The organism is Streptomyces sp. NPDC007095, from assembly GCF_040634475.1.
Classification (GTDB): domain Bacteria; phylum Actinomycetota; class Actinomycetes; order Streptomycetales; family Streptomycetaceae; genus Streptomyces.
On sequence record NZ_JBEYFS010000047.1, the window covers coordinates 9,547 to 28,392 of the forward strand.

Consider the following 18,846-nt stretch of genomic DNA (forward strand, 5'->3'; position numbering starts at 1 on the left):
CCGGGGGGGGGGGCGGGCGGGGGGGGTGGCCCTGGGGGGGGGGGGGGCCGGGGGGGGCCCCCCCCCGCGGCGGGCCGGCCCCCACCCCGCTGCCGTCAGCGGTGCTCGCCCACGCGGATCGCCCGCAGCTCTGGTCAGGACGCGATGTCCTTCTCGCAGAACCGGGAGGTGACCCACTTCCCCTCGGAGAACAGCCGTGTCTGGTCGCCGAAGTGCGGCGAGTTCGGGTTCGACGACTGGGAGTAGGTCAGCAGCGTACGGGCGACCGGGCAGCGGCCGCCGTCCCGCCCGACGGCCTGGATGTACGAGGACCCCCGTGGTGACCTCGGTCTAGCCGCCGGCCGCCCGGCCTCGCATCAGCTCCTTGGAACCGCGGCTCGGACTCCGCGGCGCGGGCTCCGCGAGCAGCTTCTCCACGGTGCCCGTCGCACGCACGCCACGGAAGCAGAGGTCGCTGGAGAGGTTCTCGGCCGCCGAGGACAGCGAACCGTCCGGCTCCGCGTCGGGACCGAAGAAGCGGGGGCGTTCGCCGCGTACGGTCACGAACCCGTCGGCGAGGGTGCACACCTGGTCGGCGGCCTGCGCCCAGCCGGTGCCGAAGCCGAGGTCAGCGTAGTTCTTCGCAAGGATGTGCGGAATGCCGTACTCGGTGTAGCGGATCACGGCGGACAGACCGCCGGAGGACGGGTGGGACGGAGAGTGGTGACGCTCCCGGCCGTTCGCGGCGGTCGCGGGCAGCGCGGCCGAGGCGGTGAGCGGTGCGACGGCCAGGACGGCGAACCGTCTGGGCTGGATGCGCATCGCGCCTCCCGACATCATTGAGGGAAGGGGCGGTTGAGCGTAACAACGGCCACGGACGTGTGACCTGGTGTCAGTACGTTCCACGGCGGGGTCGATCCTCTTCGCGCCAGGGCGCGGGACGCTTGACCCCGCTCGCGGGCCGGAACGAGGATCGCGGCAGAGCAGCCGGACGAAGGAGCAGGTCATGACGGCGGGTCAGAACCCCACGGTGGCGGCGGGACGGAGCGTCACGGTCGACGGGGTGCTGCGGCGCAGCGCCCGGCGGACCCCTGAACGCGTCGCGGTCCACTACCGCGACCGGTCCTGGACCTACGCCGAACTCGACGAGGCCGTCTCCCGTGCCGCTCAGGTGCTGCGCGCCTCGGGACTGGCAGCGGGCGACCGTGTCGGTGCCTACGGCCACAACTCGGACGCGTACCTGATCGGCTTCCTCGCGTGTGCGCGTGGCGGGCTGGTGCACGTGCCGGTCAACCAGAACCTGACCGGTGACGACCTCGCGTACATCGTCGGACAGGCGGGCTGCGGGCTGGTCCTGGCCGATCCGGACCTGGCCGGGAACCTCCCCGTGGGAACCCGCGTTCTCGCCCTGCGAGACAGCGACGACTCGCTGCTCGCGCGACTCGACACGACCACGCCGTACGACGGTCCGGAGCCGCGCGGCGAGGACCTGACGCAGCTCCTCTACACCTCGGGCACCACCGCGCTGCCCAAGGGTGCCATGCTGACCCACCGTGCGCTGGTGCACGAGTACCTCAGCGCGATCACCGCCCTCGATCTGCAGGCCGGCGATCTGCCGGTGCACTCGCTGCCGCTCTACCACTCGGCGCAGATGCATGTGTTCCTGCTGCCCTATCTCGCGGTCGGCGCCGTGAACGTCATCCTCGACGCGCCCGACGCCGGGCAGATCCTCGACCTGGTCGAGGCCGGACACGCGGACAGCCTGTTCGCGCCGCCCACCGTCTGGATCGGACTGTCCAACCGTCCCGACTTCGCCACCCGAGACCTGAGCGGACTGCGCAAGGCGTACTACGGGGCGTCGATCATGCCGGTGCCGGTTCTGGAACGGCTGCGGGAGCGGCTGCCGAAGCTGGCGTTCTACAACTGCTTCGGCCAGAGCGAGATCGGACCGCTGGCCATGGTCCTGGGACCCCACGAGCACAAGGGGCGGATGGACTCCTGCGGCCGGCCGGTGCTGTTCGTCGAGGCGCGGGTCGTCGACGGGTCCGGCAAGGACGTGCCCGACGGGGAACGGGGCGAAATCGTCTACCGCTCACCGCAGTTGTGCGAGGGCTACTGGAAAAAGCCGGAGGAGACCGCGGAGGCCTTCCGTGACGGCTGGTTCCACTCCGGGGACCTTGCCGTGCGCGACGAGGAGGGCTACTTCACCGTCGTCGACCGGGTGAAGGACGTCATCAACTCCGGTGGTGTACTGGTCGCCTCACGCCAGGTCGAGGACGCGCTCTACACCCACGACGCCGTCGCCGAGGTGGCCGTGATCGGGCTCCCCGACGAGCGGTGGATCGAGGCGGTCACGGCGGTCGTCGTCGCCCGCACCGAGGTCACCGAGGCCGAACTCCTCGCCCACGCACGCGAGAAGCTCGCCGCCTTCAAGGCGCCCAAGCAGGTCCTCTTCGTGGACGAACTGCCGCGCAACGCCAGCGGAAAGATCCTCAAACGCGAGCTGAGGGACCGCTTCACGGACGCACGGGCCGAAACCGTCCAGGGGTAGAGCGCCCTGGCGATGACGGCCGGCGACCGTCGCGTTCGACGGTCACCGGCCGCCCCGTGACGGGCTCGGCGTGCGGCGGCGGTTGTACCGCGTGCGTCAGCGGGCTGTCTCCGTCGCCACCGAGCGCGCCCACCGGTAGTCCGCCTTGCCGCTGGGCGAGCGCTGGATGGTGTCGGTGATGACGAGCTGGCGGGGGATCTTGTAGCCCGCCAGGTGGCCCCGGCAGTGGGTCTGGATGTCCTCCAGCGAGGGCCTGCCCGCGCCCTCGCGGAGCTGGACGACCGCCGCCACGTGGTTGCCCCACTTCTCGTCCGGCACCCCGGCGACCAGCGCGTCGTACACGTCCGGATGGGACTTCAGGGCCTGCTCGACCTCCTCCGGATAGACCTTCTCGCCACCGGTGTTGATGCACTGGGAGCCGCGGCCGAGGACGGTGACGATGCCCTCCTCGTCGACCGTCGCCATGTCGCCGAGCAGCACCCACCGCTCGCCGTCCTTCTGGAAGAAGGTCTCGGCGGTCTTCTTCGGGTCGTTGTAGTAGCCGAGGGGCACATGGCCGCGCTGTGCGACCCGGCCGGGCTCGCCGACGGCGACCGGCTCGTACGTGGCCGGATCCACCACCTGCGTACGGGAGTTGACCCGCAGCCGGAAACCCTTGCCGGCCCCCGAGTCCGCGGTCGCGGTGCCGTTGAAGCCGGACTCCGAGGAGCCGTAGTTGTTGAGCAGCATCACGTTCGGGACCAGTGACTGGAACTGCTCACGCACCGTCTCCGACATGATCGCGCCGGACGAGGACACGCTGAACATCGAGGAGCAGTCCGTGCCCTTCATCGGCCCCCGCAGCGCGTCGATCAGCGGGCGCAGCATCGCGTCGCCGACCAGCGACATGCTGGTGATTTTCTCCTTCTCCACCGTCCGCAGGACCTCTTCGGGCACGAACTTGCGGTGGATCACCACCCGTTGGCCGAAGTTGAACCCGATGAACGCCGTCAGTGTCGAGGTGCCGTGCATCAGCGGGGGAGTGGGGAAGAAGGTGATGCCCTCACCGCCGGCCGCCACCCGCGCGGCGAGCTCCTCCGGCTTCTTGACCGGCTCGCCCGTCGGGGCCCCGCCGCCCAGTCCGGAGAAGAACAGGTCCTCCTGACGCCACATCACACCCTTGGGCATGCCCGTGGTGCCGCCGGTGTAGATGATGAACTGGTCGTCCGCCGAGCGCGGCGGGAAACCCCGTTCGGGGGATCCGGCGGCCTCGGCCTCGGCGAAGTCCACGGCGGTCAAGGAGGCCCTGCCGGTCGCCTCGCTCCCCACTCGCAGGAGATGCCGCAGCGCCGAGGCCCGCGGCAGTGCCGCCGCCACCCGGTCGGTGAACTCTGTGTCGAAGACCAGCGCCACCAGATCCGCGTCCCGGTAGAGGTAGACCAACTCCTCTTCCACGTAGCGGTAGTTGACGTTGACCGGCACGATCCGTGCCTTCAGGCAGCCCAGCACGGTCTGCACGTACTCGACGCCGTTGTAGAGGTGCAGTCCGAGGTGTTCGCCGGGGCGGATGCCGCTGTCGATCAGGTGATGGGCGATGCGATTCGCCGCCGAGTCGAGTTGCGCGTACGTCAGACGGCGCTCGGCGCCCGTGCCCGGATGGTCGATGTACACGAGCGCCTCGCGGCCCGGAACCACGTCGACGACCGACTCGAACAGGTCGGCAAGGTTGTACTCCACCGCTCCTCCTGACGTCGTGCGTCCGGGTCCGCCCCTCGGCTCGACGGCCATCAGAGCAAAGCCCGCCACAAGTGGGAAGGGCTCGCGCAGAAGAAATCTGACTGTCTGTCAGAAAACTCTTGTACTGGTCCCGCGCCTACTGCAACCTGTTCTCGTTCCAGAGAGCCTGTCTGACGGGAGGACGGCAATGGGTGGTACGGAACACCTCACCGTGCAGCGCGAAGGCGCCACACTGGTGCTCACGCTCAACAGGCCCGAGGCCAAGAACGCGCTCTCGCTGCCGATGCTCGTCGGTCTGTACGACGGCTGGATCGAGGCCGACGAGGACGACGCGGTCCGCTCGATCGTGCTCACCGGTGCGGGGGACGCCTTCTGCGCCGGCATGGACCTCAAGGCGCTGGCGGGGCGGGGCATGGAGGGCCAGCAGTACCGGGACCGGCTGAAGGCCGACCCCGATCTGCACTGGAAGGCGATGCTGCGCCACCATCGCCCCCGCAAACCGGTGATCGCCGCAGTCGAGGGCCACTGTGTCGCGGGGGGTACCGAGATCCTCCAGGGCACCGACATCCGGGTCGCGGGCGAGTCGGCGACCTTCGGGCTCTTCGAGGTCAAGCGCGGGCTGTTCCCGATCGGCGGCTCCACGGTCCGTCTGCAACGCCAGATCCCACGCACGCACGCCCTGGAGATGCTCCTCACGGGGCGTCCGTACTCGGCCCGGGAGGCCGCCGGGATCGGCCTGGTCGGGCACGTCGTGCCCGACGGGACGGCGCGGCAGAAGGCCCTCGAGATCGCCGAACAGATCAACGCCTGCGGTCCGCTGGCCGTCGAGGCGGTCAAGGCGTCCGTGTACGAGACCGCCGAGATGACGGAGACGGAGGGCCTCGCGGCCGAGCTGGCCCGCGGCTGGCCGATCTTCGACACCGCCGACGCGAAGGAAGGCTCCCGAGCCTTCACCGAGAAGCGCCCACCCGTCTATCGGCGCGCGTGACGTACGGGGTCGTGACGGTGAGTGGGGCCGGGACGGGCGTGACAGTGGCCTTCTGCGGCCGGGAGGGGGAGACCCGAGGGCCCGTGGTTCTGCCTTCGGGGGGCGTGCTCGATCATCTCCTTCCCCCGACGGAGTCACCACGTGCTCGATCCTCCCTCTCCGCCCGACGGAGTCTCCACGTGCTCGATCCTCCCTTTCCGCCCGACGGAGTCTCCACGTGCTCGATCCTCCCTTTCCGCCCGACGGAGTCTCCACGTGCTCGATCCTCCCTCTCCCCCCCCGACGGAGTCACCACGTGCTCGATCGTCCCCTCCCGCCGACGGAGTCGTGACGCGCACGATCCCCCTCCCGTAAGGAGACAACCGGGATGCCCGAAGTCCTCAAAGCCCCCCTCGTCGTCGAGTTCCCCTTCACCCGTTCGCTCGGCCCCGTCCAGAGCGCGTTTCTCACCGGGCTGCGTGAGCGTGTCGTCCTCGGTGTGAAGACCGCCGACGGCCGGACGCTCGTCCCGCCCGTCGAGTACGACCCCGTCACCGCGGAGGACCTGGGCGAGCTCGTCGAGGTCGCCCCCACCGGGACCGTCACCACCTGGGCCTGGAACCACGAACCCCGTCGGGGCCAGCCCCTCGACACCCCCTTCGCCTGGGTCCTGGTCCGGCTCGACGGCGCCGACACCGCCCTCCTGCACGCCCTGGACGCACCGGACCCCGACGCCGTACGCACCGGTATGCGCGTGCGTGTCCGCTGGGCGGCGCAGCGCGCCGGCGCCATCACCGACATCGCCTGTTTCGAGCCGTACGACGGAGACCGCCCGGAGATCGCGGGTCACGACGGGCGGTTCGAGGACATGGTCACCGGCATCGTCGCCCCCGCGCGCCTCGACTACGTCTACTCGCCCGGCCGCGCCCAGTCCGCCTACATCGCCGGCCTCTCCTCGCGGCGCACCGTGGGCGAGCGCTGCCCGTCCTGCCACAAGGTGTACGTCCCGCCGAGGGGCGCCTGCCCCACCTGCGGTGTCGTGACGTCGGAGCAGGTGGAGGTGGGCCCGCGCGGCACCGTGACCACGTACTGCATCGTCAACATCAAGGCCAGGAACCTCGACATCGAAGTGCCGTACGTCTACGCGCACATCGCCCTCGACGGCGCCGACCTCGCGTTGCACGGCCGGATCGGCGGCATCCCCTACGACCAGGTGCGCATGGGGCTGCGGGTGGAGCCGGTGTGGACGGAGGGCGGCCGCCATCCCGACCACTACCGGCCCACCGGCGAACCGGACGCCGAGTACGACACGTACAAGGAGCTGTTGTAGATGCCGCCCATCAGGGACATCGCCGTCGTCGCCTTCGCGCAGAGCGACCATCTGCGCACCACCGACGAGCTCTCCGAGGTGGAGATGCTCATCCCGGTCCTGCACGCCGTCCTCGACCAGACCGGGCTGAAGACCAGCGACATCGGTTTCACCTGCTCCGGTTCGACCGACTACCTCGCGGGCCGCGCCTTCTCCTTCACCATGGCCCTCGACGGGGTGGGCGCCTGGCCGCCGATCTCCGAGTCGCACGTGGAGATGGACGGGGCCTGGGCGCTGTACGAGGCGTGGACGAAACTGCTCACCGGGGACGCCGACACCGCGCTGGTGTACGGGTACGGGAAGTCGTCACCCGGATCCGTACGGGACGTTCTGACCCGGCAGCTCGACCCGTACTACGTCGCGCCCCTGTGGCCCGACTCCGTAGCCCTCGCGGCCCTTCAGGCGCAGGCGCTCATCGACGCTGGCGAGACCGGCGAGCCCGCGCTCGCGGGGGTGGCGTCCCGCAGCCGCGCTTCGGCCGTCACCAACTCCCATGCGCAGCTTCGGGGTTCGGTGGACCAGGGTGAGTACCTCGTACGGCCCCTGCGCGTCGGCGACTGCCCGCCCGTCGGCGACGGTGCCGCCGCCGTGATCCTCGCGGCGGGGGAGCGGGCCCGAGAGCTGTGCGAGCGGCCCGCCTGGATCCGGGGCATCGACCACCGCATCGAGGCGCACGGCCTCGGGGTGCGCGACCTGACTGACTCGCCGTCGACCCGCCTCGCCGCCGAGCGGGCCGGAGCCTTCGAACGGCCCGTCGACACAGCCGAGTTGCACGCGCCCTTCACCTCCCAGGAGGTGGTCCTGCGCAAGGCGCTTCGGCTGGGCGAGGAGGTGCGCGTCAATCCGTCCGGCGGAGCGCTCGCCGCCAACCCGATCATGGCCGCCGGGCTCATCCGCATCGGTGAGGCCGCCGCCCGCGTCCACCGGGGCGAGTCCGACCGGGCGCTCGCCCACGCCACCTCCGGGCCCTGCCTCCAGCAGAACCTGGTCGCCGTACTCGAAGGGGATCCCCGATGAGCAAGGAGCCCGTGGCCGTCGTAGGCATAGGCCAGACCAAGCACGTGGCGGCCCGACGGGACGTGTCCATCGCGGGACTCGTCCGCGAGGCCGCCGGGCGGGCGCTCGCCGACGCCGCGTTGACGTGGGCCGACATCGACGCCGTGGTCATCGGCAAGGCGCCCGACTTCTTCGAGGGCGTCATGATGCCGGAGCTGTACCTCGCCGACGCGCTCGGCGCGGTCGGCAAGCCCATGCTGCGGGTGCACACGGCGGGTTCCGTCGGCGGATCCACGGCCCTGGTCGCGACGAACCTGATCGCGGGCCGCGTCCACGGCACCGTCCTGACCCTGGCCTACGAGAAGCAGTCCGAGTCGAACGCCATGTGGGGCCTTTCCCTGCCGATCCCCTTCCAGCAGCCGCTGCTGGCCGGCGCGGGCGGCTTCTTCGCGCCGCACGTACGGGCGTACATGCGGCGCACCGGCGCGCCCGACACCGTCGGCTCGCTGGTCGCGTACAAGGACCGCCGCAACGCGTTGAAGAACCCGTACGCCCATCTCCACGAGCACGACATCACGCTGGAGAAGGTGCAGGCCTCGCCCATGCTGTGGGACCCGATCCGCTACTCGGAGACCTGCCCGTCCTCGGACGGCGCCTGCGCGATGATCCTCACCGACCGGGCGGGGGCGGCCCGCTCGCCGAGGCCGCCCGCGTGGCTGCACGGCGGTGCGATGCGCAGTGAGCCGACCCTGTTCGCGGGCAAGGACTGCGTGTCGCCGCAGGCGGGCAAGGACTGCGCGGCCGACGTGTACCGGCAGGCGGGCATCGCGGACCCGCGCCGTGACATCGACGCCGTGGAGATGTACGTGCCCTTCTCCTGGTACGAGCCCATGTGGCTGGAGAACCTCGGTTTCGCCGAGGAGGGCGAGGGCTGGAAGCTCACCGAATCCGGTGTGACCGAGCTTGACGGGGACCTGCCCGTCAACATGTCGGGCGGTGTCCTCTCCACCAATCCGATCGGCGCCTCCGGCATGATCCGCTTCGCGGAAGCGGCACTTCAGGTGCGCGGTCAGGCGGGAGAACACCAGGTGGACGGGGCTAGCAGGGTGCTGGGGCACGCCTATGGAGGGGGATCCCAGTTCTTCTCGATGTGGCTGGTCGGGGCCGAGCCGCCCACCTCCTGACAGCGTCCCCCTCACGTGGCCTGTCCGCCGCCGGAACCGATCGCTAGGCTGGCGGCGGACGACGAACCGGGAGGAGCACGGACGTGGCCGAGAGCACCATCGAGCAGCACCCGCTGGCGGGGTGGGACAAGCCTGAGCTGGACCTCAGCAACGCCGAATGGCAGTCCAGCAGCCGAGGGCGGGGAGACGTCCAGATCGCTTTTGTCGAGGGCTTCATCGCGATGCGCAACAGTGGCCGTCCCGCGAGCCCTTCCTTGATCTTCACACCGGCCGAGTGGGGCGCGTTCGTGTCGGGCGCCCGCGAGGGAGAGTTCGACCTGACCTGAGCCGACCCGACCCGACCTGACGTCGGGGCTTCGAGCCGACGCCCCGTGCAAGGAGGGGATACGCGACGTGGGTCCCGTCCCGGGGCCGGTGCCCCATCCGGGGTCCGGTCCCAGGACGAGGCTTCTCTTTGGGGGCGGGTGACCCGTGAACGGCGCGATGGCGCCGGGCGACTGAACGGCACGGCGGACCCGGGCGACTGCACGGGGCGGTCGCCCCGTACGGCTAATGGGTGCACGCCTGCCTATCATTAACGCCATGGCGGAATCGAACGACGTGGACACCCGGCTTGCCCTGGACCTCGCCCTGACCATCCGGCACGACGGACAGGGCGGAGTGGCAGACGACCTCACGGAACCCGGCGGACTCACCGCCTGGGTGCGAGGACACGCCGACCTGCTGCCCGGAGCCGACACCTTCATCGCCGACGCCGCCGCGCTCGCCGCCGTACGCGACCTGCGCGCCGCGGTCCGCGCCCTGTTCGCCCGCGCCGTGCGCCCCGGCGACCCCAGCCCGGCCGACGCCGCCCGGCTGCTGCCCGTACCGCAGGCGGTACTGCGTCTCAACACCGCCGCCGCCCTCGCACCGACCGTCCCCGTCCTCACCTGGGACGACGGCGCCGAACCCGTCGTGCGCCAGCAGCCCTCGAGCGGCGCAGTTCCCCTCCCGGCACTGCTCGCCCGCGCCGCCCTCGCCTTCCTCGCGAGCCCGGACCGGTCGCGGCTGCACGCCTGCCACGCGCCGCGCTGCGTGCGCTACTTCATCAAGGAGCATCCGCGGCAGGAGTGGTGCAGACCCTCGTGCGGGAACCGCGCCCGCGTCGCCCGCCATCACGAACGGCACAGGAAATCCGCGCAGGCCGTGGGGGACTGACCGAAGAAACCGGTCGGTCGGCCGAAGCCCGCGCCGGTAGCGGCGGAAGGGCTCCCCACGAGGCGCTACGAGCGTACGCTGAGGTCCCTGGAGGTCACGGTACGCATCCGCTCCCCGCGCGGACCACACCACCGTGGCCAGGGGGTGGGATCATGGGACAGCGCGGTGTACGCAACAGAAGGACACTTTTCGAACGGGAGGGTGAACTCGCCGCCGCCGAGGAGGCGTTGAACGAGCTCACCGGTCTGCGCGAGGACGGAACCGAAGCACCCGAGCGGCCCCGCGGCGCGCTTCTCGCCTTCGCCGGACGTGCCGGAATCGGCAAGACCACCCTCCTTGCCGAGGTGCGCCGCCGCGCCGCCGCCCGGGGTTGCACCGTCCTGTCCGCGCGCGGCGGCGACCAGGAACAGGGCGTCGCCTTCCACGTCGCCCGCCAGCTCCTGCAACCGCAGTTCGCCGGGTCCCCGGAGGCGGAAATCCGCGCCCAGCTGGGGAGTTGGTACGCGATCGTCGGTCCCGCGCTCGGCCTGTGCGCCCCGTCCGAGGGCGCCGCGCCCGATCAGCAGGGCCTGCGCGACGGCCTCGACTGGGTGCTCACCCACCTCGCAGTGCAGCGCGCCCCGATGGTGCTCGTTCTCGACGACGCGCACTGGGCCGACCCCGAGTCACTGAGCTGGCTCGCCGCCTTCGCACCACGCGCGGAGGAACTGCCGCTGCTGCTGACCGTCGCCTACCGGCCCGACGAACTCCCCGACCACGCCGAGGCGTTCAGGGGCCTTCCCGGACGCGCGGGCCAGCGCCCTCTCGACCTCGAACCGCTCAGCGCCGCCGCCGTCGCCGGACTCGTCCGCGAGGACCTCGGCACCGGGGCGGACGACGTGTTCTGCCGCGAATGCTGGGCGGTCACCGCGGGCAACCCCTTCGAGGCGGTGGAGCTGACCGCGAAGGTCCGCGACCGCGGACTGGTCCCGACCGAGGAAGGGGCGCACCTGCTGCGCGACCTCGCCGCCGCCGTCAAGGGCAGCGGCCTGATCGCCCGCCTCGAACGCCTGGGCACCTCCACCGTCCGCTTCGCCTGGGCCTGCGCCGTCCTCGGCACCGAGATCCCGCCGACCCTGGCCGCCGCCGTCGCCGGACTCGGCTCCGAGGAGGCCGCCGACGCCGCGGACGCCCTGCGCGGCGCCCGAATCCTCGCCGGCGCCGACACCCTGGAGTTCGTCCACCCCCTCATCGCCACCGCCGTCTACCGCGCCATCCCCAGCGGCGTCCGCGTGGCCCTGCACGGCCAGGCCGCCTGGTGCGTCATCGACGAAGGGCTCGGCCCCTCCGCCGCCGCCCGCCACCTCATGGAGACCCACCCCGAGGGCGACAACTGGGTCGTCCAGCAACTGCGCGCCGCCGCCCGCGAGACCCAGCGCGCCGGAGCCCCCGACGCCGCCCGCCGCTACCTCGCCCGGGCCCTGCGTGAACCGCCGCCCCTCAAGGAGCGGGCCGCGGTCCTCCACGAACTGGGCTGCGCCTCCCTGCTCACCGAACCGGCGACCACCGTCAACCACCTCCGGGCCGCCCTGGAAGAACCCATCACCGACCCGGAGCTGCGCCACAACATCGTCTACCGGCTCTCCCAGGTCCTCGCCCACAGCGACCGGCTCGCCGAGGCCTCCGAGACGCTCGCCCGTGAGATCCGCGTGACCGGCGACGCCCGGGTCCGGCTGCGCATGCAGTCCGAACAGTTCATGTGGGACGCCTTCCGCGCCGACGAACCCGACTCCCCGGCCCGCTCCCGCCGCCTGACCCGCCTCGCCGACCGGCTCACCGGCCGCGACCTCACCGAGCGCTATGTCATCGGCCTGCGCGCCTGGGACGCAACCCTGCGCGGCGAGCCGGCCCACGTCGCGCTTCACCACGCCGAACGCGCCCTCGCCGGAGGGATCCGCTGGGCCGAGGCCGACCGCGGCTTCGAGGTGCCCGTCCTGGTCGCCCTCACCTTCATGTACGCCGACCGCCCGGGCCGCACCGAGGAACTGTTCGCCGCCGGGATCGCCGACTTCGAGTCCCAGGGCTGGCACGGCGCCCACCTCTCCTTCGGCTACACCCTTCTCGCCTACGTCCGCTACCGCCGCGGCCGACTCGCCGAGGCCGAGGACTTCGCCCGCGCGGGCCTCAGGCTCGCCGAACGCGTGGGCGCCGGCACCCCCGTCCACTGGTACGCCGTGGGCGTCATCATCGAGATCCTGCTCGCCCGCGGCCGCGTCACCGAGGCCGCCCAGATCGGCGAGGACCACGCGTTCGGCGCGCCCTTCCCGGCCGCCGTCACCTTCCCCGACGTCCAGACCGTGCACGGCGAACTGCTGCTCGCCCGCGGCCTCACCAAGGAAGCCGCCGCCGAGCTCGAAGCGGCCGGGCGCCGCCTGGACCCACGCGGCATCCGCAACCCCTCCTGGTGCCCCTGGCAGCTCCACCTCGCCCGCGCCGAAAGCCACGACGCGCCGGAACGCGCCGTCGCCACGGCACTCGAAGCGGTGCACCGCGCCCGCCAGTTCGGAGCCCCCTCGGCCGTCGGACAGGCGCTGCGGGCCGCCGCCGACGTCTCCTCCGGCTCGACCCGCGTCAAGCTCCTCGAAGAGTCCGTCAGCCATCTGGAGCGCTCCCCGGCCGCCTACGAACTGGCCTGCGCGCTGGTCGCCCTGGGCACCGAACTGCGCCGCTCGGGCTCTCCCAAGGAGGCCGCAGAACACCTCTACCGAGGACTGGACGCGGCCATGCAGTGCGGCGCCGACGGCCTCGGCGACGAGGCCCGCGCCGAGCTTGCCGCCGCCGGACTGCGCCCGCGCCGCCTGCACAGCACCGAGACGGACACCCTCACCGCACGTGAGCGCACGGCCGCCGCGCTCACCGCCCGGGGCCGCACCACGACCGAGGTCGCCGAGGAGCTGGGGACCGACGAACCGGCCGTCGTCCGCCTGCTCTCGGCGGTCTACCGGAAGGTGGGCACGGACCGTACGGGACTCGCGGCGGCACTGGGCCAGCAAACGGTCCGGTAGCCACGCGCGACCGGTCCGGAAACCACGCGCGACCGGTCCGGAAACCATTGCGGGCCGGTCCGGCAACCACGTACAACCGGTCCGGCAACCACGTACAACCGGTCCGGAAGCCAAGTACGAGCGGTCCGGAAGCCGCGCACGCGGGACGCCCCCAAGGCCCGGTTCACGTCCGGGCACGTACCATTGCGGCATGTCCTTCCTCCGCCGCCGCAGCGCCACGCCCGCCGGGCCCGACTTCGACGTTCTGGCCATGGATCCGGGTGACTGGCCGGGCAATCTCGGCGCGGGCCTGCTGCCCGCCCCCGACGGCAGTTGCCAGGGTGTCTTCCTGCGCTACGACCTGTTCGGCGGCCGCGGCCCCGCGATGATCATCGGCAATCTGCCCGAGGGCTCCCCGGCCCGTGAGGTCGCCGGGGACGAGATCCCCTTCGAGGTGGCCCAGCTGCTGCTGGCGCTGGAGAACGACGAGGAGGTCACCGTCACCGGGACCGAGGACATCCCGGTGATGCAAGGTGACGGTCTCCTCATCGTGCGCCGTCTCAAGCTCTCCGAGACCCGCATCTCCTGCGTGCAGTTCGACCGCGACGACAACGTCCTGGTGACCATCGCCGCCTGGGACCGTCCCATCACCGACGACCTGTACGCCCTGCTCAAGCCCCTGCCCCCGGAGCTGTTCCAGCAGGGCTGAGGCCCCGGCGCCGCGCTCAGGCGGCCGGCTGCCACCCGAGTGCAGGACCGAGCCGGGTGGCGATGTCGGTGAGGATCTGCACGTAGTCCTCGTGCCCGAAGGTGAACGGCAGCGCGAACGCGACCTCGTCGACCTCCCGGAACGCGGCGTGGGCGTACAGCCGTTCGGCGATCTCCTCGGAGGTGCCGACGAGATCGGGCGCGAACATCATCCGGGCCGGACCCTGCGGAGTCGCGGTACGAGGAGTGCGCTTCAGGGCGTACTCCTCGTACTTCTCGCGTTGCTCGGGTGAGGCGCTGTCGGTGGGGATGACGACGAGGCCCTGGGAGACCCGGGCACGGTCGCCGTCGGGGTGGTGGGCGCGGAAGGTCCGGATGTGCGACCGCTGGATCTCGGCGAAGTCCTCGGACTCCTCCGCCTTGACGACACTGCTGGTCAGCAGGTTCATCCCGTGCTCGCCCGCCCACTGCGCGGAGCGCAGGCTGCCACCGCCGTACCACATGCGCCGGCCGAGGCCCGCGGCGTGCGGCTGGACGCGGTCGGAGAACACCTCGAAGCCCTCGATCCCGCTGAAGTCGGTCGCCGGCTTGCCGCGCACGAAATCCAGCAGCCGTTCCACGCGGGCGTAACTGAAATCCTCGGCGTCGCCGGTATCGGGGTAGAGGGCCTGCTTGACCTGGTCGTAGTGCATCGGCGGGCCGACGCTGACGCCCGGGTTGAGACGGCCCCCGGACAGGATGTCGACCGTGGCAAGGTCCTCGGCCAGCCGCAGCGGGTTCTCCCACCCCGCCGGGATGACCGCCGTCCCCAGCTCGATCCGCCTGGTGCGCTGCGAGGCGGCGGCCAGGACCGCGACGGGGGAGGAGATCCCGTACTGCAGATGGCGGTGTCGCACCCACGCGCTGTCGAATCCCAGCCGCTCACCGAGCTCGATGATCTCCAGGGTCGACTCGTGACCCCGCCGTGGGTCGGCCTCGTCGAACAACCCGATGGTCAGGAAGCCCAGCTTCCGCAAGGGGTGTGAGGGCAGTGGCACGGGGCTCCTCCAACGTTCGCGATGATCTCTGTTGAACAGTCGAACGTCAGCGCCATGCCGACTATGCCCATGGTGGCAGGCGGTTTCCGCGCTCCCGCCCCATGTGCGCGGAGTCCGCGGGGTGGCGCGGTTGCGACATGTCCCATCCGCGCCATCGGGAAGCGGTGACATCACGTCCGGCGGCGGCGGATTCTGTGCAGCACCCACATGAAGATCTCCTCGCGCGCACAACCATGCATGGAAAGGTGCTGACCAGATGAGACGGATCCGCCTCGCGGCGGTGATATCGGCCGGCCTGGCGCTGACCGCCGGCGGCGTGCCATCGGCGGCCGGTGCCGCTGGTGTGCCCGGTACGGCCGGGACGACCACGACGGCAACAGCGGCTACGGCTGCCTCGGCGGGAACCTCGCCCGGCGCCGGCGCCACCGTACGGCTGATCACGGGCGACCGTGTCACCGTCACAACGGACACCGACGGCAAGCGGATCGCCGCCGTCGAGCCCGGCAGTGGCAGAAGCGGCGTCCTGTTCCGGACCGTGGAACAGGACGGCGACCTCACGGTCATGCCCTCCGACGCCCAGGAACTGGTCTCCGCCGGGCGCCTGGACCGGCAGCTGTTCAACGTCAGCGCGCTCATCAAGCAGAAGTACGACGCGGCGCACACCGACACCCTCCCCCTGATCATCGGTCGACCGGACGGCGTCCCGGCCTCCGCGGTACGCAGGCTCACCACACTGACCGAGGGCGACGCGCCCGCCCGGGGCCTGGACAGCATCGACGCACAGGCGGTCCGGATCTCCGACGACGACCTGGGCCGGTTCTGGAAACAACTCGCGCCCGCCCCGGACACGGTGAGCGCCACGCGTGTGGCCGCCACGCCCAGGATCTGGCTGGACGGCCGGGTGGACGCCGCCCTCGACCGCAGCACCGCACAGATCAACGCCCCGGCGGTCTGGAAGGCCGGGTACGACGGCAGGTCCGTCAAGGTGGCGGTCCTCGACACCGGTGTCGACCAGACCCACCCGGACCTGGCCGGACGCATCAGCGAGGCGAAGGACTTCTCCGGCAGCTCCGGCACCGGTGACGTCTTCGGCCACGGCACCCACGTCGCCTCCACGGTCGGCGGGACCGGCGCCGCGTCCGGTGGCCTCCGCAAGGGGGTGGCCCCGGGCGCCGACCTGCTGATCGGCAAGGTCCTGGGGGACGACGGCTACGGAACCGAGTCGCAGGTCATCGACGGCATGGAGTGGGCCGCCTCCGAGGGCGCCAAGGTCGTCAACATGAGCCTGGGCTCGGACGAGGTGAGCGACGGCACCGACCCCATGAGCCTCGCCGTCGACGAACTCAGCAGCTCCAGCGGCGCCCTGTTCGTGGTGGCGGCCGGCAACAGCGGAGAGCAGGGCCAGGAAACCATCGGATCGCCCGGCGCCGCGGACGCCGCACTGACCGTGGGCGCGGTGGACCGGGACGACTCACTCGCCGCGTTCTCCAGCCGCGGTCCGCGCCACGGTGACCGCGTGGTCAAGCCCGACGTCACCGCGCCGGGCGTGGGCATCGTGGCGGCACGCGCTGCGGGCACCACCATGGGCGACCCGGTGGACCAGTACTACGTGGCGGCCTCCGGTACGTCGATGGCCACCCCGCATGTGACGGGCGCCGCCGCGCTGCTCGCCCAGGCGCATCCCACCTGGAGCGGACAGCAGCTCAAGGACGCGCTCATCAGCACGGCGCACACCGTCGAGGGACAGCAGGTGACCGAGGAGGGCGGCGGCCGCATCGACGTGGCCGCGGCGGCTCTCGGACCGGTCACCGCCACCGGGAGCGTGGCCCTCGGGCCCTACGGGACCGGCGGCGACAACAGCGCCCCGCGCACGGCCACCGTCCGCTACACCAACACCTCGGACAAGGAAGTCACCCTCGCCCTCGCCGCGCACCTGGCGACCAGCGGCGGCCGGGACCTCGCCGCCGGTGCGCTGCGACTCGGCTCCGACACGGTGCGGATCGCCGCCGGCGCCACAGTGGACGTGCCACTGACGGTCGACCCCTCCCTGGCCGGCCGGGGCGACTACTACGGCTATGTCACCGCCGCCACGAGCGACGGCGCGGTCAAGGTCCACACCACGGTCAGCATCGTGGTGCACGGCCCCGTCCACAAGCTCACCGTCACCACCTACGACCACACCGGCAAGCGCGTCCAGGCGCTGCCCACCATCTGGGGCCCGGACGGATTCGTCGGCTACGTCAGCACCGAGCCGGCCGTCGCCGAAGTCGAGGAAGGGACCTACCAACTCGACTACTCCAGCCTGGACACGGCCGACGACGGACAGGAACTGCGCCAGGTCGTCCTGCCGGAGGTGAAGGTCACCAAGGACATGGCGGTCACCCTGGACGCCCGTAAGACCACCCGGGTCGACATCCGCACACCCCGGCCCGCCGAACAGCGCGGCATCCTCGACTACCAGACCTACCGGCAGATCGACGGACACAGCCTCCTCCAGGGCACGATGTACTTCGACCTCGCCAAGCGGCTCTACGTCAGCCCCACCGCGGCCGTCACCGACGGCACCTTCGAGTTCGCCTCGCGCTGGCAGCTGGTCGCCCCGCTGATCGAGGCGAAAGTCTCGGGCGGTGGCCTCGCCCTCAACCCGTACTACATGCCGAGTTCACCACTGTTCGACGCCGGCGGCGCCACCTTGACCGCCGTGGACGCGGGCACGTTCGACAAGCCCGACTTCAGCAGGGCCCGCGGCAAACTCGCGATCGTCCGCAACGAACAGGGCACGAACGAAAGGGAGTTGGCCCGGCAGGCGGCCGCCGCGGGCGTACGCGGACTGGTGATGACCCACTTCGCCGACATCGCCTGGACGCGCTGGAGCCCGGACGGCGAACGCAACGCCGTGCCGACCGTCCGCATCGGCAAGGCGGCGGGCGCCGCCCTGCTCGACCGGCTGAAGAAGCACCCGGCCACCACCGTCCGATTCACCGGAACGGCGAAGAGCCCGTACCTCTACGACGTCATGCAGACGTCCTCCCAACAGATACCTCGGCACGTGGTGTACACGGTGTCCGAGCGCAACAGCGCGGTGCTGCGGACCACCTACGCCGACAACGGAGGAGCACCCTGGGCCAGTGAGCAGCGGTTCGCCTGGCGCCCCTACCAGGACACCGCCTGGCTGCAGTACACCCGCTACGTGCCGACAGGCTTCGCCCGCACCGAGTACGTCAGCGCGAACGACACGACCTGGCAGCACCTGGTGCATCACACCACCACGTTCGACGTCGACATGCCGCTGGCCGTGGGCATGAAAGACAGGCCCCGCACCTACCGGGCGGGCCAGCAGCCGGCAGAGCGCTGGCAGGGGGCCGTGGTGCGCCCATCGATCCCCAAGGGCACCGCGACGCCCTCCGTACGGACCGGAGACGTACTGGCCCTGCGCATCCCGGAGTTCACCGACTCCACGGCGGGCCACTGGTCACGGCTGCTCGCCGGTGGCGGCGGCGGGGTGGGCGGATTCGCCACGGCCGCCGACGCGCCGGGCGGTGACACGGCCGCCGCGGCGCTCTACCGCGACGGGGTGAAGGTCGCCGACGCCGACAGCGCCTGGACCGATTTCGAGGTGACCCCGGGCGCGGCCGACTACCGGCTGGACCTGACGACCTCGCGCGTGGACGACGAGTGGGCGTTCGGGACGCGTACCGACACCTCCTGGGGCTTCCGGTCCGCGACCACGGCCACGGCGACACCGCTGTCCCTGCTGCAACTCGACTACGACGTACCGGTCGACGCGCACAACGCGGTGGGAGCCGGGCGCACACACACCATCGGCCTGGCCGTCCGCGCCCAGGACGGGCAGCCCGCCCCGCGCGGAGTGTCCCTGCGGGTGGAGGTGTCCTACGACGACGGCAGGCATTGGAGCGGTGCGGCCGTGAAGGACCGCGGGCACAACGCGTTCCGCGCCGCCGTCACCCGGCCCTCCGGCCACGGCGACGCGTATGTGACCCTGCGTGTCACGGCGCGCGACCGGCTCGGCAACAGCGTCCGACAGACAGTGGAACGCGCCTACCTGCAACGGGGGTAGTCGCGAGGGCGAACAGCGCAGACGGCGGGTGCACGGCAGAG

At 71.5% G+C, this 18,846-nt stretch carries 13 protein-coding genes and 1 pseudogene; 10 read left to right on the forward strand and 4 right to left on the reverse strand.

Going from position 1 to position 18,846, the window contains the following annotated elements; translation table 11 throughout:
* Nucleotides 1–134: 134 nt before the first annotated feature.
* Nucleotides 135–302: a penicillin acylase family protein gene (locus ABZ656_RS18000; RefSeq protein ID WP_360269092.1), complete on the reverse strand. Its 168-nt coding sequence runs from the start codon at nucleotides 300–302 to the stop codon at nucleotides 135–137.
* A 34-nt stretch (nucleotides 303–336) separates the two neighbouring features.
* Nucleotides 337–801 (reverse strand): annotated as a pseudogene (locus ABZ656_RS18005) (penicillin acylase family protein); the annotation flags it as partial.
* Nucleotides 802–985: 184 nt separating this feature from the next.
* On the opposite strand from ABZ656_RS18005, the gene ABZ656_RS18010 reads away from it, so the two are divergent.
* Nucleotides 986–2,530, forward strand: coding sequence for an acyl-CoA synthetase (locus ABZ656_RS18010; RefSeq protein WP_360269028.1), 1,545 nt, complete (start codon nucleotides 986–988; stop codon nucleotides 2,528–2,530).
* A 96-nt stretch (nucleotides 2,531–2,626) separates the two neighbouring features.
* Here the strand turns inward: ABZ656_RS18010 and ABZ656_RS18015 are convergent, their stop codons facing one another.
* Nucleotides 2,627–4,246, reverse strand: a complete 1,620-nt coding sequence (locus tag ABZ656_RS18015) for an acyl-CoA synthetase (protein ID WP_360269031.1) — start codon at nucleotides 4,244–4,246, stop codon at nucleotides 2,627–2,629.
* 187 nt (nucleotides 4,247–4,433) lie between these two features.
* Here ABZ656_RS18015 and ABZ656_RS18020 point away from each other — a divergent pair, with 187 nt between their 5' ends.
* From ABZ656_RS18020 to ABZ656_RS18055, 8 genes are all read left to right on the forward strand, one after another.
* The gene (locus ABZ656_RS18020; RefSeq protein ID WP_101407237.1) at nucleotides 4,434–5,234 is read left to right on the forward strand and encodes a crotonase/enoyl-CoA hydratase family protein; all 801 of its coding nucleotides are present in this window, start codon (nucleotides 4,434–4,436) and stop codon (nucleotides 5,232–5,234) included.
* 367 nt (nucleotides 5,235–5,601) lie between these two features.
* Nucleotides 5,602–6,543 (forward strand): OB-fold domain-containing protein, encoded by a 942-nt coding sequence (locus ABZ656_RS18025; protein ID WP_360269034.1) that lies wholly within the window; start codon nucleotides 5,602–5,604, stop codon nucleotides 6,541–6,543.
* Nucleotides 6,544–7,599: a thiolase domain-containing protein gene (locus ABZ656_RS18030; RefSeq protein ID WP_360269037.1), complete on the forward strand. Its 1,056-nt coding sequence runs from the start codon at nucleotides 6,544–6,546 to the stop codon at nucleotides 7,597–7,599. It begins immediately after the preceding gene.
* Nucleotides 7,596–8,762, forward strand: coding sequence for a thiolase domain-containing protein (locus ABZ656_RS18035; RefSeq protein WP_360269040.1), 1,167 nt, complete (start codon nucleotides 7,596–7,598; stop codon nucleotides 8,760–8,762). Before ABZ656_RS18030 ends, ABZ656_RS18035 begins: the two co-directional genes overlap by 4 nt.
* Nucleotides 8,763–8,845: 83 nt before the next feature.
* Nucleotides 8,846–9,088 (forward strand): DUF397 domain-containing protein, encoded by a 243-nt coding sequence (locus tag ABZ656_RS18040; RefSeq protein WP_054232930.1) that lies wholly within the window; start codon nucleotides 8,846–8,848, stop codon nucleotides 9,086–9,088.
* 256 nt (nucleotides 9,089–9,344) lie between these two features.
* Nucleotides 9,345–9,959: a CGNR zinc finger domain-containing protein gene (locus tag ABZ656_RS18045; protein ID WP_360269044.1), complete on the forward strand. Its 615-nt coding sequence runs from the start codon at nucleotides 9,345–9,347 to the stop codon at nucleotides 9,957–9,959.
* Between the two features lie 152 nt (nucleotides 9,960–10,111).
* Nucleotides 10,112–13,003 carry an AAA family ATPase gene (locus ABZ656_RS18050; RefSeq protein ID WP_360269047.1) on the forward strand — a complete coding sequence of 964 codons (2,892 nt, stop codon included), beginning with the start codon at nucleotides 10,112–10,114 and terminating at the stop codon, nucleotides 13,001–13,003.
* Nucleotides 13,004–13,193: 190 nt separating this feature from the next.
* Nucleotides 13,194–13,691, forward strand: coding sequence for a hypothetical protein (locus ABZ656_RS18055; protein ID WP_101407231.1), 498 nt, complete (start codon nucleotides 13,194–13,196; stop codon nucleotides 13,689–13,691).
* A gap of 16 nt (nucleotides 13,692–13,707) precedes the next feature.
* Here the strand turns inward: ABZ656_RS18055 and ABZ656_RS18060 are convergent, their stop codons facing one another.
* On the reverse strand, nucleotides 13,708–14,727 hold the full coding sequence (locus ABZ656_RS18060) for an LLM class flavin-dependent oxidoreductase (protein ID WP_101407230.1): 1,020 nt from the start codon (nucleotides 14,725–14,727) through the stop codon (nucleotides 13,708–13,710).
* A gap of 256 nt (nucleotides 14,728–14,983) precedes the next feature.
* Here ABZ656_RS18060 and ABZ656_RS18065 point away from each other — a divergent pair, with 256 nt between their 5' ends.
* Nucleotides 14,984–18,805 carry a S8 family peptidase gene (locus ABZ656_RS18065; RefSeq protein WP_360269051.1) on the forward strand — a complete coding sequence of 1,274 codons (3,822 nt, stop codon included), beginning with the start codon at nucleotides 14,984–14,986 and terminating at the stop codon, nucleotides 18,803–18,805.
* Nucleotides 18,806–18,846 lie beyond the last annotated feature (41 nt).